Genomic DNA, 23,841 nt, shown 5'->3' with positions numbered 1-23,841 from the left:
CGAAGGAAGCTCTATGCCCCGCTTTGCCGCCAATCTGACCATGCTCTACCCTGAGCATGACTTTCTCGACCGCTTCGCCGCCTCGGCCGATGACGGCTTCAAGGCCGTCGAATACCTGTTTCCATTCGCCTACGACAGCGCCGTTCTCGCGCAGCGTCTGAGCGACCATGGCCTGCAACAAGTACTGTTCAACGCTCCACCCGGCGATTGGGATGCGGGCGAACGCGGCATTGCGTGTCTGCCCGGGCGCGAACAGGAATTCCGTCGCGGTGTCCTGACAGCGCTGGACTACGCCGAGGCATTGAAATGCCCGCGCGTGCATGCGATGGCAGGGCTTGCGGCGGCGGACGCGGATCGCACCACGCTGCGCCGCACCTACACCGCCAACCTGGCCTGGGCCGCAGAACAGGCGGCCGCTCGCGGCGTCGACATACTGATCGAGCCGATCAACACGCGCGACATTCCCGGATTCTTCCTCAATCGGCAGGATGAGGCGCACGCGGTCGTGGCCGAGGTCGGCGCACGGAATCTGAAAGTCCAGATGGACCTCTACCACTGCCAGATCGTCGAGGGCGATGTGTCGATGAAGCTGCGCAAGTATCTGCCTTCCGGCCATGTGGGCCACCTGCAGATCGCTGGAGTACCGCTTCGGAATGAACCCGACGTCGGTGAACTCAATCACGACTACCTATTCAACTTGATCGATGAATTGGGCTTTGATGGCTGGATAGGCTGCGAGTACCGCCCGAAAGGAGCGACATCCTCCGGCCTGGAGTGGTTCAGACGGCTGACGTGAGCCGACGTTCATCAGCACTGATTTCATTCTTTGATCCGGAACCTGTCATGAAGCGTTCACGCCACGCCAAGATCGTCGCCACCCTCGGGCCTGCAAGTGCCGACATTGTCACCATCCGAGCGCTGTTCGACGCCGGTGCCGATGTTTTTCGGCTCAACTTCAGTCACGGAACCCACGCGCAGCATGCCGAGCGCGTCAAGATGATCCGCGAGGTCGAGCACGACGCCGGGCGCCCGATCTCGATCCTGCTCGATTTGCAGGGACCAAAGCTGCGCATCGGGACGTTCGCAGACGGCCCGATCGAGCTGAAGACAGGAGAGGCTTTCCGCCTCGACCTCGATCCGACTCCAGGCAACGCCTCACGGGCACCCATGCCGCACCCAGAGATTTTTGCCGCCCTCAAGCCGGGCACGGACCTGCTGCTCGACGACGGGAAGATATGTCTGATCGTCGAAGCTTGCGGTCACGATTTCGCACAGACCCGTGTGGTCAACGGTGGACGCTTATCGGAACGCAAAGGCGTCAACGTTCCATCGGTCCTGCTGCCGATCTCAGCCCTCACGGCCAAGGACCGTACCGACCTGACCTTCGGCCTGACGCTGGGAGTGGACTGGGTCGCGTTGTCGTTCGTCCAGCGACCGGAGGATCTCGAGGAAGTGCATGCGATCGTCAAAGGTCGAACCGGTGTCCTTTCGAAACTGGAAAAGCCCGCCGCCATCGAATGCCTCGACGCGATCATCGCCCTGACTGACGCGGTGATGGTCGCCCGCGGCGACATGGGCGTCGAACTGCCCGCCGAGCAGGTACCGCGGATCCAGAAGCGGATCGTGCGTGCCTGCCGCGACGCGGGCAAGCCGGTGATCGTCGCCACCCAGATGCTCGAATCGATGATCACCGCACCGGTTCCCACCAGGGCCGAGGCCTCCGACGTTGCGACCGCGGTGTACGACGGCGCGGACGCCGTGATGCTCTCCGCGGAGTCCGCTTCCGGTGCCTATCCACGGGAGGCGGTTGCGATGATGGACCGGATCATTGCCGAGGTCGAATCCGATCCCTACTACCGCTCGGGCATGGATGCGTCGCGGAAAGAGCCACTTGCGTCAGTGGCAGACGCCGTGTGCCTGTCGCTGCGCGTTACTGCAAGTTTGCTCCCGTTGTCCACCATCGTGACTTACACGCGATCCGGAGCGACAAGCCTGCGCGCAGCACGCGAGCGGCCCGTCGCGCCCGTGCTGAGCATCGCACCTGACCTGGGCATCGCTCGGCGGCTCGCGTTGACCTGGGGGGTGCACTCGGTGCATTCCGATGCAGTCATCCAGGACGTGCCCGACATGATCGACAGCGCCTGTGGGCTGGCGCGCCGGGAAGGCTATGCCGTCTCGGGCGACTACGTCGCGATCGCAGCCGGCATGCCATTCGGCGTCGTCGGAACCACCAACTTCCTGCACATCGCGAAGGCTTGAAATCCATGGCCAGAATCAAGGACATCAAGGCCTCGACCGTCGAGTAGAAGCGCACGCGCTTGCCGTGCTGCGTGATGCCCGCCACGCATCACGTCAACTGGCGCTGCGCTTGATCTCGCCGCCGCGGGCGCGGAGCCATACGTACGAGAGTACGCGCGTGAGAACGCAGCAGCGCTACCGAAGCCCGCGCGCCGGGCCACCGCCTTGACGGTGTCGCCGGAGCACTCGCTGCTCACGCGCACGACTCGGATTGCCACGCCCGCCTCGAATGACAGGCGTGACAGGTCCCTTGGTGAAAACCCACTGGCCCATGACTTGCTAAACATCGGCCGATGATCGAAAATTTTCTTTTCTCGCACCACTTTGTAATTTTCTTTTCATATTTCGCACCTTGAAGGGGCGAGCCCGAACCGAATGCTTGCCTCTTCCGCGACTTCCGCAACCACCGTGGCGCAGCGCATCGCGCAGGCCCTGCCGCAGCTGACGCGCTCGCACCGGCAGGTGGCCGACTACGTGCTGGAGCGCCCCTTGCAGGTCGCGACGCTGCCGATCGACGAACTGGCGACGGCCGCCGGCGTGTCGGTGGCCACCGCCAACCGCTTCGCGCGCGCCCTGGGCTTCGACGGCTATGCGAACTTCCGCGCCGAACTGGTCCGCGGCTTCGAGCCCCTGCTGGCGCCGGTGGAACGGCTGCGCGGCAGCCTGGCGCAGCCCTCGACGGTGGCCGAGGTCTTTGCCGCCGCGCTGGAAGAGAGCCGGGGCAACATCGAGGCCACCCGCCAGGCGCTGGACCCGGCCTCCTGCGAGGCGGCGGTGGCGCGCATCCTCGACGCGCGCACCATCTACGTCGTCGGCTTCGGCGCCAGCGCCTGGCTGTCCGGGCTGCTGCAGCATGGCCTGGACACCTACTGCGCCGACGTGCGCCTGCTGCCCTCGGTGAGCGGCGTCACGCACGGCGCGCGCGCCCTGTCGCGCGGCGGGCCGCGCGACCTGCTGGTGGCGCTGAGCTTCCCGCGCTACCTGACCGACACCATGGCGCTGACCGGCATCGCCCGCGCCCAGGGCGTGGGCGTCCTGGCCCTGACCGACCGACCCAGCTCGCCGCTGGCGCCGCTGGCCGACGTGGTGCTCTATGCGCAGACCGAGACCCGCTACCGCCCCAACTGCGAGACCAGCGTGCTGGCGCTGATCGAGGCGCTGACCAGCGCGGTGGCCTTGCGCGCGCCGGGCGCTTTCCAGGCCGCCGGCAAGATCGTCCACTCGGTCATGCCCTGGCTGCATGGCGCGCAGGACTTGCGGGCCGCCAACGCCGAAAAGAACCAACAGGCGCCGGCGCCGCGCGCGCCGAACAGAAAGAAGAAGGCACGATGAGAACCACACCGGTCATTGCCATCCACGGCGGCGCGGGCACCATCAGCGCGGCGGCGCTGGACGCGAGCGCGGCCGCGGCCTACCACGACGCGCTGCGCACCATCGTGCTCGCCGGCCAGGCGCTGCTGCTGCGCGGCGCCAGCGCGCTGGACGCGGTGTGCCTGGCGGTCGAGATGCTGGAGGACTGCCCGCTGTTCAACGCCGGCCACGGTGCGGTCTTCACCAGCGCCGAGACGCACGAGCTCGACGCGGCCGTGATGGACGGCGCCGAGCTGCGCGCCGGCGCCGTCGCCGGCGTCAGCCGCGTCCGCCACCCGGTGCACGCCGCGCGCGCGGTGATGGACGACGGCGCCCACGTGCTGCTGGCCGGTGCCGGCGCCGAGGCCTTCGCGCGCGGGCGCGGGCTGGAAATGGTCGAACCGGAGTACTTCTCCACCGAGGCGCGCCGCGAGCAGCTGCGGCGCGCGCGCGCCGAAGGCCGCGTCGCGCTCGACCACGACGGCGCGGCACGCGCAGCGGCGCTGTCCACCGCGCCGCTGGACGAGACCAACAAGTTCGGCACCGTCGGCGCCGTCGCGCTCGACCGGCGCAGCCATCTGGCGGCCGCCACCTCCACCGGCGGCATGACCAACAAGCGCGTCGGCCGCGTCGGCGACTCGCCGCTGATCGGCGCCGGCACCTATGCCGACGACAAGCGCGCCGCCGTGTCCTGCACCGGCAGCGGCGAGATGTTCATCCGCACGGCCGCGGCCTACGACGTCTGCGCGCGCATGCGCTACGCCGGCCAGTCGCTGGCGCAGGCCGCGCACGCCGTGATCATGCAGGCCGTACCTGCCATCGGCGGCAGCGGCGGCCTGATCGCCATCGACCGCGCCGGCAACGTCTGCCTGCCCTTCAACACCGAGGGCATGTACCGGGGCCATGCGCGCGGCGCCGAGGCGCCGCACACTGCCATCCATCGATAAACGCTGCCACCATGTCCACCGTCCTCTCCGCGCCAACCGCGACATCCGCCGCACTGGAGCTGCCCGGCCAGCGCGTGCTCGCCGTCGACGCGCTCACCGTGCGCTTCGCGAGTTCCGAGCGCACCGTGGACGCGGTGCGCGAGCTGTCCTTCCACGTCGACCGCGGCGAGACGCTGGCCATCGTCGGCGAGTCAGGCTCGGGCAAGTCCGTCACCTCGCTGTCGCTGATGCGTCTGGTGGAATACGGCGGCGGCCGCATTGCACAAGGCCGCATGGCCTTCCGGCGCCGCGACGGCCGGGTGCTCGACCTGGCGCGGGCCTCCGACGCGACGATGCGCGGCATCCGCGGCGCCGACATCGCGATGATCTTCCAGGAGCCGATGACCTCGCTGAACCCGGTGTTCACCGCCGGCGACCAGATCGCCGAGGCCATCGCCATCCACCAGGGCAAGGACCGCGCCGCAGCAGCCGCCGAGGCGCTGCGCATGCTGGAGCTGGTGCGCATTCCCGAAGCACGCAGCGTGCTCGCGCGCTACCCGCACCAGCTCTCGGGCGGCATGCGACAGCGCGTGATGATCGCGATGGCGCTGTCGTGCCGGCCCTCGCTCCTGATCGCCGACGAGCCGACCACCGCGCTCGACGTGACGATCCAGGCGCAGATCCTCCAGCTCATCCGCGAGCTGCAGACCGAGATGCAGATGGGCGTGGTGTTCATCACGCACGACATGGGCGTGGTCGCCGAGGTGGCCGATCGCGTGCTGGTGATGTACCAGGGCGACAAGGTCGAGGCCGGGCCCTCCGAGCAGTTGTTCGCGGCGCCGCAGCATGCCTACACGCGTGCGCTGCTCTCGGCCGTGCCGCACCTGGGCGCGATGCGCGGCACCGCCCTGCCCCGGCGCTTCGAGCTGCTGCAGGTCGACGCCGTGGGCGCCCGCGTGAGCGTGAGCGATGCGAGCCCGCAGGACACCGTGCAGAGCGACCAGCCACCGATCCTGCGCGTGAAAGACCTGGTGACCCGCTTCGAGTTGAAAAGCGGCCTCTTCAGCCGCGTGACGCGCGTGGTGCATGCCGTGGAACAGATCAACTTCGATCTGCGTGCCGGCGAGACCCTGGCGCTGGTCGGCGAATCGGGCTGCGGCAAGTCCACCACCGGCCGTTCGCTGCTGCGCTTGGTCGAGAGCCAGGGCGGAGCGATCGAGTTCGACGGCCGCAACGTCCTCACGCTGCCCACCGGCGAGCTGCAGGCGCTCAGGCGCAACATCCAGTTCATCTTCCAGGACCCCTTCGCCTCGCTCGACCCACGCCTGACGGTGGGCTTCTCGATCATGGAGCCGCTCCTGGTGCACAAGATCGCGAGCGGCGCCAAGGCGCAGCAGCGCGTGCGCTGGCTGCTCGAGAAGGTCGGCCTGCCGGCCGACTACGCGCAGCGCTACCCACACGAGTTCTCCGGCGGCCAGCGCCAGCGCATCGCCATTGCGCGCGCGCTCGCGCTCAACCCCAAGGTGGTGGTGGCCGACGAGTCGGTGTCGGCGCTGGACGTGTCGATCCAGGCGCAGATCGTCAACCTGATGCTGGACCTGCAGCGCGAGCTGGGCATCGCCTTCCTGTTCATCTCGCACGACATGGCCGTGGTCGAGCGCATCAGCCACCGCGTGGCCGTGATGTACCTGGGCCAGATCGTCGAGATCGGCCCCAGGCGCGCGATCTTCGAGAATCCGCAGCACGCCTACACGCGCAAGCTGATGGCGGCCGTGCCGGTCGCCGATCCGGCGCGCCGCAACCGCGACCGGCCGCTGCTGCAGGGCGAGATTCCCAGCCCCATGCACCCCGTGGGCTACGAGCCCGGCGTCAAGCCGCTCGTCGAGGTAGGCCCCGGCCATTTCGTCGCGCAGCACCCGATCAACTGATTTTCAACGTCACCGACTTCAAAGAAGGAGTTCCACCATGAACAAGCAACGCCTCTCCCGCATCGCCGCCGCGCTGACCATCGCCGGCCTGGCCGGCTTCGCGCTGTCGGCGCACGCCGCCAAGGACATCGTCGTCGCGGTGCAGTCCGGCTTCACGACCACCGACCCCTACGACGCCAACGACACGCTGTCGCAAGCCGTCGCGAAGTCCTTCTACCAGGGCCTCTACGGCTTCGACAAGGACATGAAGATGGGGCCGGTGCTGGCCACGGGCCACACCGTCAGCAAGGACGGCCTGGTCTACACCGTCAAGCTGCGCACGGGCGTGCAGTTCCACGACGGCACGCCCTTCAATGCCGAGGCCGTGAAGGCCACCTTCGACCGCGTGACCAACCCGGACAACAAGCTCAAGCGCTACAACCTCTACAAGAACATCGCCAAGACCGAGGCGGTCGACGCGACCACGGTGCGCTTCACGCTCAGCGAGCCCTTCTCGCCCTTCATCAACACGCTCGCGCACCCCTCGGGCGTGATCATCTCGCCGGCCGCGCTGGCCAAGTACGGCAACAAGGGCATCGCGCAGAACCCGGTCGGCACCGGCCCCTTCAAGTTCGTCGAATGGAAGGCCACCGACTACCTGAAGGTCGCCAAGTTCGACGGCTACTGGAAGAAGGGCTACCCGAAGGTCGACAGCATCACCTTCCGCCCGGTGGTCGACAACAACACGCGCGCCGCGATGATGCAGACCAATGAAGCGCACTTCGCTTTCCCGATGCCGCCCGAAGCGGCCGCGACGCTGAAGGAAAAGCCCAGCCTCGAGGTGAGCAGCTCGCCCTCGATCATCCATCGCTACATCTCGATGAACACGCAGCAGAAACCCTTCGACAACCCGAAGGTGCGCGAGGCCGTCAACTACGCGATCAACAAGGAAGCGCTGGTCAAGGTGGCGTTCTCGGGCTATGCGATTCCGGCCGAAGGCGTGCTGCCCAAGGGCATCGAGGGCGCGGCCAAGCTCGGCCCCTGGCCCTACAACCCGGCCAAGGCGCGCGAGCTGCTGAAGGAAGCCGGCTACCCGAACGGCTTCGAGAGCACGCTCTGGTCGGCCTACAACTACACGACGGCACAGAAGGTCATCCAGTTCGTACAGCAGCAGCTGGCGCAGGTCGGCATCAAGGTGCAGGTGCTGGCGCTCGAGGCCGGCCAGCGCGTCGAACGCGTCGAGAGCGCGCAGGACCCGGCCACCGCGCCGGTGCGCATGTACTACGTGGGCTGGTCCTCGTCGACCGGCGAGGCCGACTGGGCGATGCGTCCGCTGCTGGCCTCCGAGTCCTTCCCGCCCAAGCTCTTCAACACCGCCTACTACAAGAACCCCGAGGTCGATGCCGACATCAAGAAGGCGCTGGTGACCACCGACCCTGCCGCCAAGGCCAAGATCTACGCCGACGCGCAGCAGCGCATCTGGAAGGACGCGCCCTGGGCCTTCCTGGTGACCGAGCAGCTGCTGTCGGTGCGCGCGCGCAACCTGGCCGGCTTCTACGTGATCCCGGACGGCAGCTTCAACTTCGACGAAGTCGAGCTGAAGTGATCGCGGCGCGGAATCGCCCATGACCCAGTACGTCCTCAAGCGCCTGCTGGGTCTGCTGCCGACGCTGCTGATCGTCGCGGTGCTGGTGTTCCTGTTCGTGCACATGCTGCCCGGCGATCCGGCGCGGCTGGCGGCCGGGCCGGACGCCAGCCCCGAGACCGTGGCGCTGGTGCGCGCGGACCTCGGCCTCGACAAGCCGCTGCCGCAGCAGTTCCTGAACTTCTTCGGCAACATGCTGCAGGGCGACTTCGGCCATTCGCTGCGTTCCAAGCGGCCGGTGTCGACCGAGATCGCCGAGCGCTTCATGCCGACGCTGCTGCTCACGATCAGCAGCATGGCCTGGGCCGTGGTCTTCGGCATGGCCATCGGCATCACGTCGGCGGTGTTCCGCAACCAGTGGCCCGACCGGCTCGGCATGACGCTGGCGGTCTCAGGCATCTCGTTCCCGGCCTTCGCGCTCGGCATGCTCCTGATGCAGATCTTCTCGGTCCAGCTCGGCTGGCTGCCCACGGTGGGCGCCGAGTCGTGGCGGCACTACATCCTGCCCTCGCTGACGCTGGGCGCCGCCGTGGCCGCGGTGATGGCGCGCTTCACGCGGGCCTCCTTCATCGAGGTGATCCAGGAAGACTTCATTCGCACCGCGCGCGCCAAGGGCGTGTCGGAGAAGTGGGTCATCCTGAAGCACTGCCTGCGCAACGCGCTGATCCCGGTGGTCACGATGATGGGGCTGCAGTTCGGCTTCCTGCTCGGCGGCTCGATCGTGGTCGAGGCGGTGTTCAACTGGCCCGGCCTCGGGCGCCTGCTGGTCGACGCGGTCGACATGCGCGACTACCCCATCATCCAGACGCTGGTGCTGCTCTTCTCGCTCGAATTCATCCTGATCAATCTCGTGGTCGACGTGCTCTATGGCTATATCAACCCCACCATCCGCTACAAGTGACGCGCCGGTCCCGATGCTCGCCACCGAAGGCAAGGTGCGCACGCCGTGGACCGAGTTCTGGCGCAAGTTCCGCATGCAGCACGTGGCGCTGGCCGCGCTGGTCTTCGTGCTGCTGCTGGTGGCGGTCGCGATCCTCGCGCCGTGGATCGTGCCCTACGACGCCGAGAACTTCTTCGACTACGACAAGATCAATGCGGGCCCTTCGGCGGCGCACTGGTTCGGCGTCGACCCGCTCGGGCGCGACATCTTCAGCCGCATCCTGATGGGTGCGCGCATCTCGCTGGCCGCCGGCTTCCTCTCGGTGGTGCTGGGCGCCATCGTGGGGACCGTGCTGGGCCTGCTGGCCGGCTACTACGGCGGCTGGTGGGACCGCATCGTGATGCGCATCTCCGACGTGCTCTTCGCCTTTCCCGGCATCCTGCTGGCGCTGGGCGTGGTCGCCATCCTGGGCAGCAGCATGACCAACGTGGTGGTCGCGGTGTCGGTGTTCAGCGTGCCGGCCTTCGCGCGGCTGGTGCGCGGCAACACGCTGGTGCTGAAGAACCTGACCTACATCGAGGCCACGCGCAGCATCGGCGCCAACGACCGCACCATCCTGCTGCGCCACATCCTTCCGGGCACGATCTCGTCCATCGTCGTCTACTTCACGATGCGCCTGGGCACCTCGATCATCACGGCCGCGAGCCTCAGCTTCCTCGGCATGGGCGCGCAGCCGCCGATGCCCGAGTGGGGCGCGATGCTCAACGAGGCGCGCGCCGACATGGTCAACGCGCCGCACGTCGCGCTGTTCCCGTCGCTGGCGATCTTCTTCACGGTGCTGGCTTTCAACCTGCTGGGCGATGGTCTGCGCGATGCCCTCGATCCGAAAATCGACCGGCTCTAGAAGATGAGCCCCGCGGTCCCGCGCATCGGCACGCTGCCTTCGGGCCCGCGCGACGCCATCACGGACGTCGCCGGCGTCACGGTCGGCCATGCCACGCTGGCCGAGGGCGAGGTGCAGACCGGCGTGACCGTGGTTCGACCCCATGCCGGCGATCCCTACCTGCAGCGCGTGCCCGCGGGTTTTGCGGTGCTCAACGGCTTCGGCAAGAGCATCGGCCTGCTGCAGGTCGAGGAGCTCGGCGTGCTGGAGACGCCGATCGCGCTGACCAACACTTTCTCGGTGCCGGCCGTGGCGGCGGCGCAGATCCGCCAGTGCGTCGCCGCAAATCCCGAATGCGGGCGCAGCCTGCCGACGGTGAACCCGCTGGTGTTCGAGTGCAACGACGGCTTCCTCAACGACATCCAGCGCATGGCAGTCAACGAGGGCCATTACCTGCAGGCCTGCGCTTCGGCCGGCGAGGACGTGGCGCAGGGCTCGGTCGGCGCCGGGCGCGGCATGTCCTCTTTCTCGCTCAAGGGCGGCATCGGCAGCGCGTCGCGGCGCGCCGGAACGCACACGGTGGGCGCGCTGGCGCTCGCCAACTTCGGCCTGCTGCCCAACCTCCTCATCGCCGGCCAGCCGGTCGGCAGGCGGCTCGCAACGGCGCAGCAGGCCGATACGGAGAAGGGCTCGATCATCATGCTGATCGCCACCGACGCACCGCTCGACGCACGCCAGCTGCGCCGGCTGGCGCTGCGCGCCGGCGCCGGCCTCGCGCGCACCGGCTCGGTCTTCGGCCACGGCAGCGGCGACATCGCGCTCGCCTTCTCGACCGCCTACACGCTGCCGCAGCGGCGCGAAGCGCCGATGCCGGCCGTCGCGCTCCTGCACGACGGCCTGCTCGACGACCTGTTCCAGGCCGCGGCCGACAGCACGGAGCAGGCCATCCTGAATGCGCTGTGGCATGCGGATCCCGTCACCGGACGCGACGGCCATGTGCGGCCGGCGCTCAGCGCGCTGCTGCGCGAACTTGCTCCAACATGAAAATCCTGATCTCCGTCGACATCGAAGGCGTGGCCGGCGTCTTCCATTCCCAGCAGGTGCGTGCCGGCAATCCCGAATACGAGCGCGCCCGCCGGCTCATGACCGAGGAGGCGAACGCGGCCATCGCCGGCGCCTTCGACGGCGGTGCGAGCGAGGTCTGGGTCAACGACTCGCATGGCGACTTCCGCAACATGCTGCCCGAGCTGCTCGACGCGCGCGCCCAGGTGATCCAGGGCAAGCCGCGCTACCTGAGCATGGTGAGCGGCGTCGAACTCGGCATGGACGGCGTGTGTATGGTCGGCTACCACTCGCGCGCCCAGGGCCTGGGCATCCTTGCACACACCATCAACAGCTTCGCCTTCGCCGGCGTCGAGATCAACGGCCAGGCCGTGGGCGAGGCCGCGCTCTACGGTGCGCTGGCGGGCGAATACGGCGCGCCGGTGCTGATGGCCAGCGGCGACGACGTCTTCATCGCGGAGAACCGGCCGCTGTTCCCGCACGCCACCTTCGTGCAGACCAAGCGTGCGACAGGCCAGACCAGCGGGGTGTCACTGTCGCCGGCACAGGCGTGTGCGGCGATCCGCATCGGCGTGGAAGCGGCACTTGCGGCCCGTGACGGCGCACAGACATTCGTCATGCAGAAACCGCTCTCGGTCACGCTGCACACCCAAGCGCCCGCGCTGGCCGACCTGTTCTGCCAGTGGCCCGAGTTCGAGCGCGTCGCCGCGACCGAGCTGCGCTTTTCCGCGCCCTCGGTCGAGGCCGCGGTGCGCATGCTCAACTGCTGCTCGGCGATGTCGGCGATGCTGCGCTGAACGGATCGACGTACACGGTGACGACGGGGCAGGCAACGCCCTCGCCGCGGCTGTCGGCCCGCCGCTGCAGCGCTTCGATCCCGGCCATCATGGCGGCGCTGTAGCTCGGCATCGGGCCTTGCGCGGATTCGATGGCGATGGGATTGCCGTCGAGTTCGGCGTGCTTCTGCAGGATCCAGTAGAAGTGGCCGGCGACGGGCTCGTCCACGATCAGTTCGATGGCGTCGGGGTGCATGGCGGTCTCCTCCTACTGCGCGAACATCAGCGCCAGGCGCTGCGCGTCGTGCTCGGCGTCGTTCAGCGCATCGTCGGCGGTGGCCCGCAGCTCGATGCAGACATGCACGACGCGTTCTTCCGAAGCTTCGCGAATCTTGACCACGCCCGACCACCAGCCTTCTTGCCACTGGCAGTCGAGCAGCATGGTCTGGCCGTGCGCCTGCGCCACGACCGCCTGTCGTCGGCGCACGGGCGAAGTCCGGTGCCAGACGCGTCGGGATGAGCTCAACAGCTTGGAGAACATGGCGGCCCTTTTGTTGAAGACCAGGGAGCCCATTGGATGCGCGCGAAGGCATAGGCGGAAGCGATGGATTTCACGCTTCAGCCGATTCGCGCAAGCGATCGGCCGAAGCGTGCAATAAGCCACGGAAAGGCCCCAATGGCCGGCTTGGGGAAGATCCACTTCTTTGCGCGTCGGCTTGCGCGCCACCCGGATGAGGAAGGCCGAGAGGCAGAACACACCGCACCAGCAGCATGATCTGGCCGGCGCAGGCAAGCTTGTCCAATGGCAGATTGCCGTCGTCATCGAACTTGTGCAAGATGAGCGTCCGCTGTGGACCAGGAGGCTTTCATGACCGTTTTGGAAGAGAAAAACGTGGCGGTCCTCCGCGACGGATACCTTCGCTGGAACGACTCAAGGGGCGACAGCGCCCAGCACTGGATGGACCTGATGGCCGAGGATGTCCACTGGTGCTCGCTCGGCGCCACCGCCGCAGGCGCGAGCTACACCCAGGGCTGCTGTTCGAAATCTGAAGTGCAGCGCTATTTCCTGGAATTGAGCAGGAGCTGGGAGATGCTCGACTACACGGCCGATGAATTCCTTGCCCAGGGCGACCGCGTCGTGATGCTGGGCAGCTGCGAGTGGAAACATCGCGGAACCGGCAAGACGGTGAAGACGCCCAAGGCGGACGTGATCCGGATGCGCGACGGCAAGATCGTGGATTTCATGGAGTTCTACGACACCGCCGCCGCGCTCGCGGCGACGACGTAAACGGACGCACCCGTCATGCGGCGTGCGATAGACGGCGAACGCTAGCCGCGGCAAGAACCAAACGCGCAACGCCGCGCCGCAACAGGCGCCGCAACAGCACGCGCATGCATCTCGCGCGCCAGCGACGCGCCGCATGGTAGGCCGCCACCGAATCGTTCACGCGGCAGCTCCCGCCTTCATCTCGCCGGCGAGCGCCGCATAGGTTTCGATCCACGAGTTCCACCAGTACTTCCGCGCGCATCGGCCGCCCCTGCTCGCGGTGTGGGGGCGAAACGATCCCTTCTTCCTGCCGGCGGGCGCCGAGGCCTTTCCGCGCGACAACCCGAACGCGCGGGTGCAGCTCCTGGACATCGGCCACTTCGCGCTCGAAACCCATGGGTACGAGATCGCCGAAGCCATCCGGCGTTTCCTCGGCGAGACGGTCGCGGCCTGAAGGCGCGGCGGCGGCTGGTATTCCCTGAGCCTGCGCGGCGCTTCGCCGGCTACGATGGCCGCCCGACGGGCCCCGTCGAAAACAACAACGGAGACAACACCATGCGCCTTCGCTTCCTCGCTCTCGGCACGCTCGCCCTGGCCGCCCTCTCAGGCTGCGCCGGCATGACACCCACGGCAGGACAACGCCAGCTCCTCCTGGTCGCCAACGACGAGAAGCAGTCGTGGAGCGACGCCGGCGCCGTGGTGCTTGCCGCCCATGGCCGCGACAGCGTGCAGGTGATCGACATCGGCACCGACCCGCTCGCGCCGCGCAACGTGGTCACGCTGCCGCTGGACAACACCATCGCCGGCCCGCCGACCAACCTCGCGATCACGGCCGACGAGAAGCTCGCGCTGGTCGCCAACTCGCTCAACGTGGTCGAGGAGAACGGCGTGCGCCGCCAGGTGCCGGACAACCGGCTTTTCGTGATCGACCTCGCCGCCACGCCGCCGAAGCTGATCGACACGCTCGCCATCGGCAGGCAGCCCTCGGGCCTGTCGATCAACCGCGCGGGCACGCTGGCGCTGGTGGCCAACCGCGCCGACAACTCGGTCAGCGTGCTGCGCATCGCAGGCCAGAAGGTGACGCTGATCGACACCGTGGCCATGGGCGAGTCGGTCTCGCACGTGCGCTTCACGCCCGACGGCCGGCGCGCACTCGCCAGCAAGTTCCCTAACCACAAGGTCGCGATGCTCGAGGTCGAGGGCGAGAAGGTCACGTACAACAAGCTCGATTTCGCGGCCGGCCTCTGGCCCTACAACCTGGACGTGACGCCCGACGGCAAGCTCGCGCTCACGGCCGACAACGGCAATTCCGGCGCTTCCGACGGCCAGATCGACACGGTGAGCGTGATCGACCTCGGAGCCAAACCGCCGCGCGTGATCGACAAGGTGGTGGTCGGCGACGGCCCCGAAGGCCTGGCCGTGAGCCCGACCGGCAAGTTCGCCGTGGCGGTGCTGCTGCGCGGCAGCAACTCGGCGAAGAACGCCTACTTCTACAACCGCAACGGCTCGGTGGTGGGCTTGCGGATCGACGGCCGGAAGGTCACGCGCACCAACGAGGTCGAGGTGCGCGGCCTGCCCGAAGGCGCGGTGTTCAGCGCCGACGGCAAGTACCTCTATGTCGGCAACTTCATCGACCAGGACATCACGATCCTGCGCGTCGACGGCGACACGCTGGTGCCTACGGGCAAATCCTTCGGGCTGGCGGGGCATCCGGCAGCCATGCGGGGCCGCGTCACGCACTGAAGCAGCCCTAGAGCGCGGCGGCGATGCTCTCCAGCTGCGCCAGGCGCCGCGCCATGCGGCCGACGAAGTTCTGCGTGACGTGGGGCAGGATGCGCTGCGACGGCACCACGATGCCCACCTGCATCTGGTTCAGCGCCGGCAGCGCGAAAGGCCGCCAGAGCAGATCCCCGCGCTTGAGCTCCTCGATGAAGGCAATCTTCGAGAAGCAGGATATGCCTTTGCCGCCCATGATCAGCCGCTTGAGCAGGGGCGTCGAATTGCAGGTTGCGGCCGGCTCCATGTCGTCCCAGAAGGCGGTGAACTCGGGCGAGAGCGAAGCGCTGACCACGGGGTGCGAGCTCGAGCGCAAGAACGGAAAGTTCGCGCAATCCTTCAGCGACACGCTGTCGTGCTTCGCCAGCGGATGCCCCGGCGGCATCACGAGCCCGATCGGAAGATTCGCCAGGGCCACCGCCGCGACGCCGCCGGGCAGGCGATTCACGAAAGTGAGACCCACGTCGACCTGGCCCGACATCACCAGCTGAGGCACCTCCATCGGCTGCGTCGCGGTGATGGTGTAGGTGACCGCGGGGAAGATCTGCAGGAACTCCTCGACCGCAGCCGGCAGCAGCTCCTCGAAGAACGAGTCCATCGCGGCGAGCTTCACATGGCCGGTGCGCTCGCCCTTGAGCGCATCGAGCTCGGTGCGCATCACCTGGAACTGGTGCAGCGTTTCCTGCGCATGCTTGAGCAGCCGTTCGCCCGCCGGATTCAGGCGCAGCCCGTTGGGCAGGCGGTCGAACAGCTCGACGCCGAGCTCGTCTTCGAGCTTATGGATCTGCCGGTTGACGGCGCTGGCCGCCACGTACAGCCGCTCCGAGGCCTTGCGCACCGAGCCGCAGCTCGCCACCTCGATGAAGTACTTCAGGACGATGGCATGCATCAGCCTGCCCTCCTGCAGCCTGGCTGCTCAGGCGCGCGGCGCTTCCTGTGCGATGCGCGGATGGTCGCAAGCCACGCGCCGCGCCTCGGCGCCGCCGGGCGAGCCGAGGCCGCTGACCTCGGCATCGAAGAACTCGCGGTTGATCGCAATGAAATGCCCCAGTTCGAGCGGCAGCCGAAACTCTTCGTAGATCGCCTCCGTCGGGCAGGCGGACACGCAAACGCCGCAGTCGATGCATTCATCCGGGTGAATGTACAGAGTGCGCTCGCCTTCGTAGATGCAATCGACGGGGCAGCACTTCACGCAGGCGCCGTCCTTGACGTCGATGCAGGCGGTGGTGATGACGTGGGCCATGGGACGACTCGCCTAGCGGCCCTGCCATTGGGGCTTGCGCTTCTGCTGGAAGGCCAGCACGCCTTCGTTCGAATCTTCGGACTGCAGCGCCTTCACCAGCGCCGGCAAGCGCATGCCGTGGGCCTGGGCCGGCGACATCGTGCCGGTGTGCCGCACCACTTGCTTGACGGCCCGCAGCGACAGCGGCGCACAGGCGAGCAGCTGCTGCACCCAGCGATCGACCGCCGCGTCGAGCCCGGCGCGCGGCACGACTTCGTTGATGAGCCCGATCTCGAGCGCGCGCTGCGCCTGGATCCGTTGCCCGGTCAGCATCATGGCCATGGCCTGGCGAAACGGGATTTGCCGCTGCAGCAGCAGCATGCCGCCGTCCAGCGGAAGGCGCCCGACCAGGGGCTCGGGCAGGCCGAAGCTGGCTTCCTCGCAGGCCACCACGAGGTCGCAGCCCAGCACCATCTCGAGGCCGCCGCCCAGGGCGAAACCGTTGACGCGCGCGATCACCGGCACGTCGAGCGTCTCGCGCAGCGCGATGCCGCCGAAGCCGCCGGGCCGGGCCGCGGCCCAGTAGTCGACGCCTTTGAGGTTCGAAGTGTTCTTCAGGTCCGCGCCGGCGCAGAAGGCGCGCTCGCCGGCGCCGGTCAGCACCACGACACGGATGTCGTCGCGGCGCTCGATCTCGGTCCAGATGCGGATCAGCTCGGCTTCGGTGGGCAGGTCCACCGCGTTCATCACCTCGGGCCGGTCGATGGTGACCGTCGCGACATGGTGCGCGACTTCGAACAGGACGCTCATGCGCCGGCCTCTTCGATCAGCGCGCGAGCTTCGGCGAGCACTTCCTCGGTGTGCTGGCCAAGCCGCGGCGGCTCGCGCAGCAGGCCGGTCTGCGCGCCGGACATCTGGATCGGGCTGGCGATGAACTTCAGTTCGCGCTTCGACGAATCCTCGCCCTCCAGGATCATTCTGTTGTGCAGGGTCTGCGGGTCGACCAGCGCCTCGCGCATGTCGCGCACCGGCGCCGAGAGCAGGTCCTCTGCCTCGAGGCGGCCCAGCCAGTGTTCGCGCGTGTTGCTCGCGAAGCGTTCGTGGAAGATAGCGTGCAGCTCGGCCTTGTGCGCGAACTGCGCTGCCAGGTTGGCGAAGCGCGCGTCCTGCGAGAGATCGTCGATCTCCAGCGCGGCGCAGATGTCGCGCAACGGATTCGCCTTGAACGCGCCGACCAGCACCAGCGGACCGGTCTGCGTATCGAAGACGCCCGACAGCGGCATCGCGGCCCAGTTGACCTCCGAGTCCTCCATCATGACCATCGCAGCCTCCTGCATCTGCATCGACAACATCGAGTTGTAGAGGGAGACGGCAATCTTCTGGCCCTCGCCCGTGCGTTCGCGCTGCAGCAGTGCGAACAGGATGCCTTGCACCATGTGCATGCCGGCCGTGTAGTCGGCCAACGCGGTCGGGTAGATCGAGATCGGCACCGAGGCATCGGCGCGGCGCGCCATCACGCCGGTCAAGGCTTGCGCGAGCACGTCCTGCCCTCCCTTGTGCGCATAGGGTCCGGATTCGCCGAAGCCGGTGCCGACCGCATACACGATGCGCGGGTTGAGGCGCTTGCAGTCCTCGTAGCCGAGGCCGAGGCGCTCCATCACGCCGGCGCGGAAGTTGTTGGTGACCACGTCGGCATCGGCGATCAATGCCTTGACCAGGTCCATCTGCGCCGCATCGCGCAGATCGATCTCGACGCTGCGCTTGTTGCGGTTGAGGCTGCAGAAGATCGGGTTGTCGTGCCCCGCGACCGGCGCGAAGGTCGAGCGGCTCAGGTCGCCCGCGCCCTTGCGCTCGATCTTGATCACGTCGGCCCCGTGGTCGGCCAGCATCTGGGTACAGACCGGGCCCATCATCACCTGCGTGAAGTCGATCACGCGGATGCCGGCCAGCGGCAGGTTAGCGGTCGTCATCACGCGGCCTCCGCAAACGAGCGGGCGATCGCCGGCACATCGGTGTTCGGGCCCTTCTGGTCGCCGGGGTCGGCGCCCTGGGCGCGCAGCGTGCGCTGCAGCTTGGCGACGTCCACGTGGCGCACGGACACGCCGGCGTCGAGCGCCAGTGCCGCGGCCACGCCGGTGGCCTCGCCCATCGCCATGCAGGGCGGGATCTCGCGCGAGATCTTCTGCGCCGCCGAGGTCGCGGAGTAGTGGCGGCCGGCCACCAGCAGGTTCTCCACGCTGCGCGGCAGGAGGGTGCGCAAGGGGTAGTAGTAGTCGCGGCCGCGGGCCACGCTGTCTTCGAAGCGGGTGCGCTGGGCCAGGTCTTCCTTGGTCATCACGTACTCGCCTTCGAGCAGCCGGGTCTGGCGGATGCCGGTTTGCGGCGCCATGTCGACCAGGTAGCAGTTCTTGAAGCCGGGCAGCCGGGCGCGAACGAAGTCGATCACCTTGTGAATGGTGTTGCGGCCTTGGACCTCGGCGCGCGTCAGGTCGGCCACCTTCAGGCCGTCGAGTCCGGGCATGTGCGGGCAGTTGCACCAGACGATGCCCGGCAGCGGCGTCTTGAGCCACCAGTTCTCCCAGGCGCCGCCCAGCATGTGCTTGACCTCGCGGTCCAGCGCCTGGAAGGCCTGCGGCTCCTCGCTCTCGAAGCGCTCTGCCTCGTCGGTATCGACGCCGCCGAGCCGGAACACCGTGGTCACGATGTAGGCGCCGCTGATGTGGGGCGCGCCGGCCGATGCCGCGACATCGAGGTCGCCGGTGGTGTCGATCACCACCTTGCCCAGGATCGCTTCGCGCCCGCCCTTGGTCTCGCAGACCACGCCCTTGACCTTGCCGTCCTCCACCAGGGTACGGGAGAACCACGAGTGCAGGCGCAGTTCGATGCCGGCCCGCTGCACCATCTCGAGCGAGGTGCGTTTCCACGCGTCGGGGTCGAAGGCCGCCGCGAAGCAGATCGGGTGCGGCTTCTCCTTGCTGTGGAAGTCGTAGGTGCCCCAGCGCTTCCAGCGCCGCACCGAGTCGGGCAGGCTGCCCCAGTCCTGCTGCTTCGGATATTCGGCCAGGCCGAGCGCGGCCATGCGATCGATCATCTCGAGGCAGATGCCGCGCACCGAAATTTCCTTCTGGTGGTTGTCCCACATGTCGTCGAGCACCAGCACCATGCCGCCCGAGGCCAGGCCGCCGAGGTGGTTGTAGCGCTCCAGCAGCGTCACGCTCGCACCGTTGCGCGCAGCGGCAAGGGCCGCGGCCTGGCCGGCCGGCCCGCCGCCCACCACCACCACATCCGATTCGGCTGCCACACGAACGTCGTGCGCAGACTCCTGCATCCAGTCGCCGATACGGCTCATAGCTAATCTCCTGTTTGTCCTGTTTGAAATGTCGAGGTGACGCACTGCGTTAGGGCCTGTTCATGAATCACCCCCGGCCCTTCGGGTGGGGCCCCAGAGAGGGCCCACTCGTCGTTGCCAATGCTCACTGGGTGTGCAACCCAGTTCCGCTTGGCGCCCAGATTGGGCCCTCTCTGGGGCCCCACGCGGGGGTGATTCATGTGTTAACAGGCTCTAGTGCGTGCTCTCCGGATGCCAGCGAATGATCCAGCGCTCGGCCAGGGTCACGAGCAGGAAGAACAGGCCCGAGAGGCTCGCGCTCATGACGATCGCGGCGTACAGCAGCGGGGAGTCGAAGTTGAAAGTGGCCTGAAGAATCATGGCGCCGATGCCGACCGTGGCGCCCACCCATTCGCCGACCACCGCGCCGATCACGCACATCGATGCCGCGATGCGCAGGGCCGAGAACAGATAGGGCAGCGCGTTCAGGAGCCGCAGGCGCAAGAAGATCTCCGTCTTGCTGGCCGACAGCACGCGCATCAGCTCCATGGCCTGCGGGTTCACCGATTCGAGGCCGCGCACCATGTTCACCAGCGTCGGGAAGAAACACACCAGCGCCGCGATGGTGATCTTCGGCTCCATGCCGTTGCCCATGATCAGCACCAGCACCGGGGCCTTGGCCACCAGCGGCACGGCGTTGAACATCAGCACCACCGGGAAGAAGATGTCCTGCAGCGTCTTGTTGTGCACGAAGACCGTCGCGATCGCGATCGCGGCGAGGTTGCCCAGCAGGAAGCCGCCGGCCGCCTCCATCGCGGTGGGGATCAGGTTGTCCAGCAGCACGGCGCGCTTGGCGTAGAGCGTTTCGAGCACTGCCCATGGCGTGGGCGCGATGAAGGGCTTGACGTCGAAGATCGCGATGACGGCCCACCACAGCACGACGAGGCCGACGATGCCGAGCGCCGGCAGGATGCGGCGGCGCCAGACGCGCCGCTGGCGCGCTGCGGCCCAGGCGAGGTACTCGGGGTCGGCGGGAACTTGAGCCAGGCCGGTCACCGGCGTATCGATGGAACTGGTGGTCATGGGGGCCTCCCGTCAGCAGGTTTCCAGCACGCGCCGCAAGTGCGCGGTGAGGCGCACGAACTCGGGGGTCTCGCGGATGTCCAGCGTCCGGTCTTCGGGCAGCTCGACCGGCACGATCTCGCGCACGCGGCCCGGATTGGCGGCCAGCATCAGCACGCGCTGGCCCAGATAGGCGGCCTCATGGATGCTGTGGGTGACGAACAGGATCGTCACGCCGGTTTCCTTCCAGACGCGCCGGATCTCCTCGTTGAGCCGGTCGCGCGTGATCTCGTCGAGCGCGCCGAAGGGCTCGTCCATCAGCAGGATCTTCGGGTCGCTGGCCAGTGCGCGCGCAATCGACACGCGCTGGCGCTGGCCGCCCGACAGCTCATGGGGCCAGGCCTGCGCCTTGTCCTTCAGGCCGACCAGTTCGAGCAGCTCCTGCGGCGAGCGGCGTCCCTTGCGGCTCGCGCCGCCGCCCACCTGCAGCGGCAGCTCGACGTTCTGCAGCGCCGTGCGCCACGGCAAGAGCGCCGCATCCTGGAACACGAAGCCGATGTCGCGGTTCTTGCGCGCGGCCTGCGGCGTCGCGGAGAGCACCTCGATCCTTCCGCGGCTCGGCTCCAGCAGGTCGGCAACCACGCGCAGGAAGGTGGACTTGCCGCAGCCCGAGGGGCCGAGCAAGGTCAGGAACTCTCCGTGAGCGACGTCGAGGTCCAGGCTCTTGATCGCAGTCACGTCGCGGCGCTCGGTGAAGAAGCGCATGCCGATGTCGCGACAGGAGATCGCGGGCGAGGCGTTCGTCAGAACGGCAGCCATGGCATCACGCCTTCGTCCGCGCGGCCGCGCTCGCCTTGAGGCCGTCGAGCCACAGCACGTCTTCCACCTTCGGCGTGCGCGCGGTGAACTGGCCCAGCTCCGCGTACATCGAGATCTGTTCCTGCCAGACCGCCGGGTCCATCGCGCCCCAGCCCTGCGTCTGCGCCAGACCGCCGAAGCTGTACTCGAGCATCACGTCGACCGCCACGCGTTCGTCCTCGCGCTTGAGGTTGGGGTATTCCTTGACCAGCAGGTCGACCGCCTCGTCGCGGTTGGCCTTCACATGCTGCCAGCCGCGGGCGGTGGCGCGCAGGAAGGCTTCGATGACCTTGGGCTGCGTCTCGAGCGTCTTGGTCGACGCGTAGTACGGCAGCGCGTAGAGCTTCACGCCCGAGTCCCACAGCGTCAGGTCGACGCGCTCCGGGCCCAGCACCTTGAGCGCCGTCGTGCTGGTAAGCCAGCCGGTGACCACATCGACCTGGCCCGTCAGCAGCGGCGACATGTCGGCGCCGATGGTGACGACCTTGACCTCCTTCTCCGGAATCTTGTTCTTCGCCAGCAGGGCACGCAGCAGCACGGCCGCCGTCGACGGGAGGCCCACCCGCTTGCCGACCAGGTCGGCCGGCTTGCGCACCGGGTTCTTGGCCAGCGAGAAGAAGGTGAAGGGGTGCTTCTGCGCGCCGACGGCGAAGCACTTGATCGGCAGGCCCTGCGAGACCGCGAGCATGACGGACGGGCTCGAGGAGACCTGCCCCAGCTCGTAGCGTCCCGAGGCGACGATGGCCACGCCATCGATGTTGGGGCCGCCGGGCTGGATCGCGAAATCGATGCCTTCCTGTTCGTAGAAGCCCAGCCGCTTGGCGACCACTTCGCCGATCTGGTTGACACCGACGATCCAGCCGAGCTGCATGTTGATGCGCGCCTTGCCCTGCGCGAACGCGTCGATCGACAGCAGGCCGCCCGCCGAAAGTCCGCCGGCAATGAGCGAGGTCTTGAGCAGGCTTCGGCGGCCGGAGTCGTGGAGATGGGCCATGGCAGGTTCCTTTTGATGCAAGAGGATGAAGGCAGTGGGCGGATGCTAGGAGCGGAGGGCGTTGCCTCCAAGAACCGTTTTTCGCAACGGGCGAGCTAAAAATTAGGGCGGAGTGCCAGGGCAGCGGCTCGCCCGAGGTGGCCGGCCTGTTTCAGGCCACGGACCCGCGTTGCCTTGCGTCAGCTCGGCCGCTCTCGCTGAAAGACCGGCTCGTCCGCGGCGGGCTGCGGCGGATCTTCATGCGCCGCAAGGCTGCGCGCGTGTCGCCCTGCCGCCTCGCGGAACGCGCCGGAGATCCGCTTGTCCCCGGCCGCGCCTTGCCAGAACGCGATGGCCAGTTTCCTGGCTGCGTCCCAAACCCGCAGCGTGTCTGCCGTGGGGACCAGCTTGCCTGGATCGAAGTCGTCCCGCGACACCAGTTCACCGGCCACGGGTGCATAGACCATGGGCAAGGTGTCATAGGCCGGCGCCAGCGCCCAGTTGCCCGATGGATCGATGACCAGCGAAATGTTCCCGTAATGCCGGTCGGTATTGCCGATCAGTTGTCCGTATGCCTCCAGCAATCGAAGCCTGTCGGCATCGCTGGGGCGCATCAGGCCGCGCGTGCTCATGCGCTCCGCGGACGCGGCCCAGTTGTCGATCTGGCCGATGTACTCGTTGTCGAACGCGAGCAGGGAGACCATGCCGATGCGGCCGCGCGTGGTGCGGTCGAAGCGCTCCACTTCGAGCAGGGTGCGGCCGCCTGCAACGAAGATCCGCGTCCTCGCCGCCGGAACGCCAGCCGCGTTCAAGGTGGAGAGGGCCAGGTGCTCGCACACCAGGAGGTCGGCCCACCGTTGCTCGGGCGCAGAGTCCCCTGCGGGCGAGAACTTCACGATCACCGGCCGGCCGTCCTCGCGAACGGTGCAGAACTTGGGCTGTTCGCCACCCGCGGAGGAACCGGGCAGGGCGCCGTGCATCGCGGCCTCGGCCAACTCGGGGTACAGATCCGGCGACGCCCGATCGGCCGGGCCTGCGTGCATGAAGCGCTCGAACGACCCGGCTCCAAGGATCAGGTTGCCGGGCAAGTCCTCACCGGCTTGGCTCAGGGCTCTCAAGGCGTCGTCATCCGTCCAGTGATCGGGGTTGTCGGCAAGGTGGAGTTCCTTCCGGGCATGCGCGAATGCGCGTCCGAGGAAACCTTGCGGCCGCATGTCGGCCAGGAACCACGGCAGGCCATCGTGAAGCTGCGCACGAGTGGGCTCGAACTCCTCGACCCAGCATCGACCTCTGACCGCAGGAATCAAGGTGCCGAACTCGGCGGCCTTTCCGGTGCCGTCCACCTTCATGATCGGGATGGTGCCGGTGGTGCTTATGCCCTCCACGCGGCGCGGCATGACATAGGCCTGATTCCGTGCGCGGCCGACCTTGAGCACCTCGCCCGCCGAAAGAAGCGGCGCGAGCGCACGCGAAATGGAGGCTTGGCTTGCACCGCAGACCTGCTGCAGCTCAGCGCTGCGCGCGGCGCCAGCGGTACGCAGCGCCTGTCGAACGCGCTCGGTAAGTTCGCTCATGTGAATAGATTGAACCTGCGGACACACCTCTTGCAAGTCGACTTCGGAATATAA

25 protein-coding genes are annotated in these 23,841 nt (G+C 67.7%); 13 read left to right on the top strand and 12 right to left on the bottom strand.

The features are described 5' to 3' along the window. Window positions 1-13 precede the first annotated feature (13 nt). From otnI to ACSQ89_RS05550, 10 genes are all read left to right on the top strand, one after another. Window positions 14-796, top strand: coding sequence for a 2-oxo-tetronate isomerase (gene otnI / locus ACSQ89_RS05595; protein ID WP_436293721.1), 783 nt, complete (start codon window positions 14-16; stop codon window positions 794-796). A 47-nt stretch (window positions 797-843) separates the two neighbouring features. Further along, window positions 844-2,259: a pyruvate kinase gene (pyk, locus tag ACSQ89_RS05590; protein ID WP_436293722.1), complete on the top strand. Its 1,416-nt coding sequence runs from the start codon at window positions 844-846 to the stop codon at window positions 2,257-2,259. Window positions 2,260-2,673: 414 nt separating this feature from the next. After that, entirely contained in the window at window positions 2,674-3,630 is a 957-nt protein-coding gene (locus tag ACSQ89_RS05585) for a MurR/RpiR family transcriptional regulator (RefSeq protein WP_436293723.1), read from the top strand. Then, the gene (locus tag ACSQ89_RS05580) at window positions 3,627-4,595 is read left to right on the top strand and encodes an isoaspartyl peptidase/L-asparaginase family protein (RefSeq protein WP_436293724.1); all 969 of its coding nucleotides are present in this window, start codon (window positions 3,627-3,629) and stop codon (window positions 4,593-4,595) included. The genes ACSQ89_RS05585 and ACSQ89_RS05580 overlap by 4 nt, the downstream gene beginning before the upstream one ends. 11 nt (window positions 4,596-4,606) lie before the next feature. Continuing rightward, window positions 4,607-6,502 (top strand): dipeptide ABC transporter ATP-binding protein, encoded by a 1,896-nt coding sequence (locus tag ACSQ89_RS05575; RefSeq protein ID WP_436293725.1) that lies wholly within the window; start codon window positions 4,607-4,609, stop codon window positions 6,500-6,502. A gap of 37 nt (window positions 6,503-6,539) precedes the next feature. After that, window positions 6,540-8,087 (top strand): glutathione ABC transporter substrate-binding protein GsiB, encoded by a 1,548-nt coding sequence (gsiB, locus tag ACSQ89_RS05570; RefSeq protein WP_093111584.1) that lies wholly within the window; start codon window positions 6,540-6,542, stop codon window positions 8,085-8,087. 19 nt (window positions 8,088-8,106) lie between these two features. Beyond that, complete coding sequence (gene gsiC, locus ACSQ89_RS05565) at window positions 8,107-9,027, top strand: glutathione ABC transporter permease GsiC (RefSeq protein ID WP_093111586.1); 921 nt, start codon at window positions 8,107-8,109, stop codon at window positions 9,025-9,027. Between the two features lie 13 nt (window positions 9,028-9,040). After that, a complete protein-coding gene (gene gsiD / locus ACSQ89_RS05560) occupies window positions 9,041-9,910 on the top strand; it encodes a glutathione ABC transporter permease GsiD (RefSeq protein WP_244504109.1) in 870 nt (289 codons plus the stop codon). 3 nt (window positions 9,911-9,913) lie between these two features. Continuing rightward, window positions 9,914-10,933 carry a P1 family peptidase gene (locus ACSQ89_RS05555; protein WP_436293726.1) on the top strand — a complete coding sequence of 340 codons (1,020 nt, stop codon included), beginning with the start codon at window positions 9,914-9,916 and terminating at the stop codon, window positions 10,931-10,933. Then, on the top strand, window positions 10,930-11,748 hold the full coding sequence (locus ACSQ89_RS05550) for a M55 family metallopeptidase (RefSeq protein WP_436293727.1): 819 nt from the start codon (window positions 10,930-10,932) through the stop codon (window positions 11,746-11,748). The genes ACSQ89_RS05555 and ACSQ89_RS05550 overlap by 4 nt, the downstream gene beginning before the upstream one ends. Here ACSQ89_RS05550 and ACSQ89_RS05545 read toward each other — a convergent pair. The 3 genes from ACSQ89_RS05545 to ACSQ89_RS05535 form a co-directional block, all read right to left on the bottom strand. After that, window positions 11,711-11,983 carry a hypothetical protein gene (locus ACSQ89_RS05545; RefSeq protein WP_436293728.1) on the bottom strand — a complete coding sequence of 91 codons (273 nt, stop codon included), beginning with the start codon at window positions 11,981-11,983 and terminating at the stop codon, window positions 11,711-11,713. The genes ACSQ89_RS05550 and ACSQ89_RS05545 overlap by 38 nt on opposite strands. 12 nt (window positions 11,984-11,995) lie before the next feature. Beyond that, window positions 11,996-12,214, bottom strand: a complete 219-nt coding sequence (locus ACSQ89_RS05540; protein WP_436293729.1) for a hypothetical protein — start codon at window positions 12,212-12,214, stop codon at window positions 11,996-11,998. Between the two features lie 124 nt (window positions 12,215-12,338). After that, window positions 12,339-12,563 (bottom strand): hypothetical protein, encoded by a 225-nt coding sequence (locus tag ACSQ89_RS05535; protein WP_139191795.1) that lies wholly within the window; start codon window positions 12,561-12,563, stop codon window positions 12,339-12,341. A 14-nt stretch (window positions 12,564-12,577) separates the two neighbouring features. On the opposite strand from ACSQ89_RS05535, the gene ACSQ89_RS05530 reads away from it, so the two are divergent. The 3 genes from ACSQ89_RS05530 to ACSQ89_RS05520 all read left to right on the top strand — a co-directional run bounded on the left by ACSQ89_RS05530 (window position 12,578) and on the right by ACSQ89_RS05520 (window position 14,737). Further along, the gene (locus ACSQ89_RS05530; RefSeq protein WP_436296136.1) at window positions 12,578-13,015 is read left to right on the top strand and encodes a nuclear transport factor 2 family protein; all 438 of its coding nucleotides are present in this window, start codon (window positions 12,578-12,580) and stop codon (window positions 13,013-13,015) included. 208 nt (window positions 13,016-13,223) lie between these two features. Further along, window positions 13,224-13,448: an alpha/beta fold hydrolase gene (locus ACSQ89_RS05525; RefSeq protein ID WP_436293824.1), complete on the top strand. Its 225-nt coding sequence runs from the start codon at window positions 13,224-13,226 to the stop codon at window positions 13,446-13,448. A 101-nt stretch (window positions 13,449-13,549) separates the two neighbouring features. Further along, window positions 13,550-14,737 carry a YncE family protein gene (locus ACSQ89_RS05520; protein ID WP_436293730.1) on the top strand — a complete coding sequence of 396 codons (1,188 nt, stop codon included), beginning with the start codon at window positions 13,550-13,552 and terminating at the stop codon, window positions 14,735-14,737. A gap of 7 nt (window positions 14,738-14,744) precedes the next feature. Here the strand turns inward: ACSQ89_RS05520 and ACSQ89_RS05515 are convergent, their stop codons facing one another. From ACSQ89_RS05515 to yjjJ, 9 genes are all read right to left on the bottom strand, one after another. After that, the gene (locus tag ACSQ89_RS05515; RefSeq protein WP_093111602.1) at window positions 14,745-15,659 is read right to left on the bottom strand and encodes a LysR family transcriptional regulator; all 915 of its coding nucleotides are present in this window, start codon (window positions 15,657-15,659) and stop codon (window positions 14,745-14,747) included. Window positions 15,660-15,686: 27 nt separating this feature from the next. Beyond that, complete coding sequence (fdxA, locus tag ACSQ89_RS05510; protein ID WP_436293731.1) at window positions 15,687-16,013, bottom strand: ferredoxin; 327 nt, start codon at window positions 16,011-16,013, stop codon at window positions 15,687-15,689. A gap of 12 nt (window positions 16,014-16,025) precedes the next feature. Next, window positions 16,026-16,802 (bottom strand): enoyl-CoA hydratase-related protein, encoded by a 777-nt coding sequence (locus tag ACSQ89_RS05505; RefSeq protein ID WP_093111606.1) that lies wholly within the window; start codon window positions 16,800-16,802, stop codon window positions 16,026-16,028. After that, complete coding sequence (locus tag ACSQ89_RS05500) at window positions 16,799-17,962, bottom strand: CaiB/BaiF CoA transferase family protein (RefSeq protein ID WP_093111608.1); 1,164 nt, start codon at window positions 17,960-17,962, stop codon at window positions 16,799-16,801. Before ACSQ89_RS05500 ends, ACSQ89_RS05505 begins: the two co-directional genes overlap by 4 nt. Next, window positions 17,962-19,341: an FAD-dependent oxidoreductase gene (locus tag ACSQ89_RS05495; RefSeq protein WP_093111610.1), complete on the bottom strand. Its 1,380-nt coding sequence runs from the start codon at window positions 19,339-19,341 to the stop codon at window positions 17,962-17,964. Before ACSQ89_RS05495 ends, ACSQ89_RS05500 begins: the two co-directional genes overlap by 1 nt. A gap of 213 nt (window positions 19,342-19,554) precedes the next feature. Beyond that, a complete protein-coding gene (locus tag ACSQ89_RS05490; RefSeq protein ID WP_436293732.1) occupies window positions 19,555-20,403 on the bottom strand; it encodes an ABC transporter permease in 849 nt (282 codons plus the stop codon). A gap of 12 nt (window positions 20,404-20,415) precedes the next feature. After that, the gene (locus tag ACSQ89_RS05485; protein WP_093111614.1) at window positions 20,416-21,201 is read right to left on the bottom strand and encodes an ABC transporter ATP-binding protein; all 786 of its coding nucleotides are present in this window, start codon (window positions 21,199-21,201) and stop codon (window positions 20,416-20,418) included. Between the two features lie 4 nt (window positions 21,202-21,205). Further along, on the bottom strand, window positions 21,206-22,234 hold the full coding sequence (locus tag ACSQ89_RS05480; RefSeq protein WP_436293733.1) for an ABC transporter substrate-binding protein: 1,029 nt from the start codon (window positions 22,232-22,234) through the stop codon (window positions 21,206-21,208). A gap of 179 nt (window positions 22,235-22,413) precedes the next feature. Further along, complete coding sequence (yjjJ, locus tag ACSQ89_RS05475; protein WP_436293734.1) at window positions 22,414-23,787, bottom strand: type II toxin-antitoxin system HipA family toxin YjjJ; 1,374 nt, start codon at window positions 23,785-23,787, stop codon at window positions 22,414-22,416. Window positions 23,788-23,841: the final 54 nt, after the last annotated feature.

Origin of the sequence: Variovorax sp. LjRoot175 (assembly GCF_964253805.1) — a bacterium.
Taxonomy (GTDB): Bacteria; Pseudomonadota; Gammaproteobacteria; order Burkholderiales; family Burkholderiaceae_C; genus Variovorax.
This window is presented reverse-complemented; position numbering and strand designations above follow the sequence as displayed.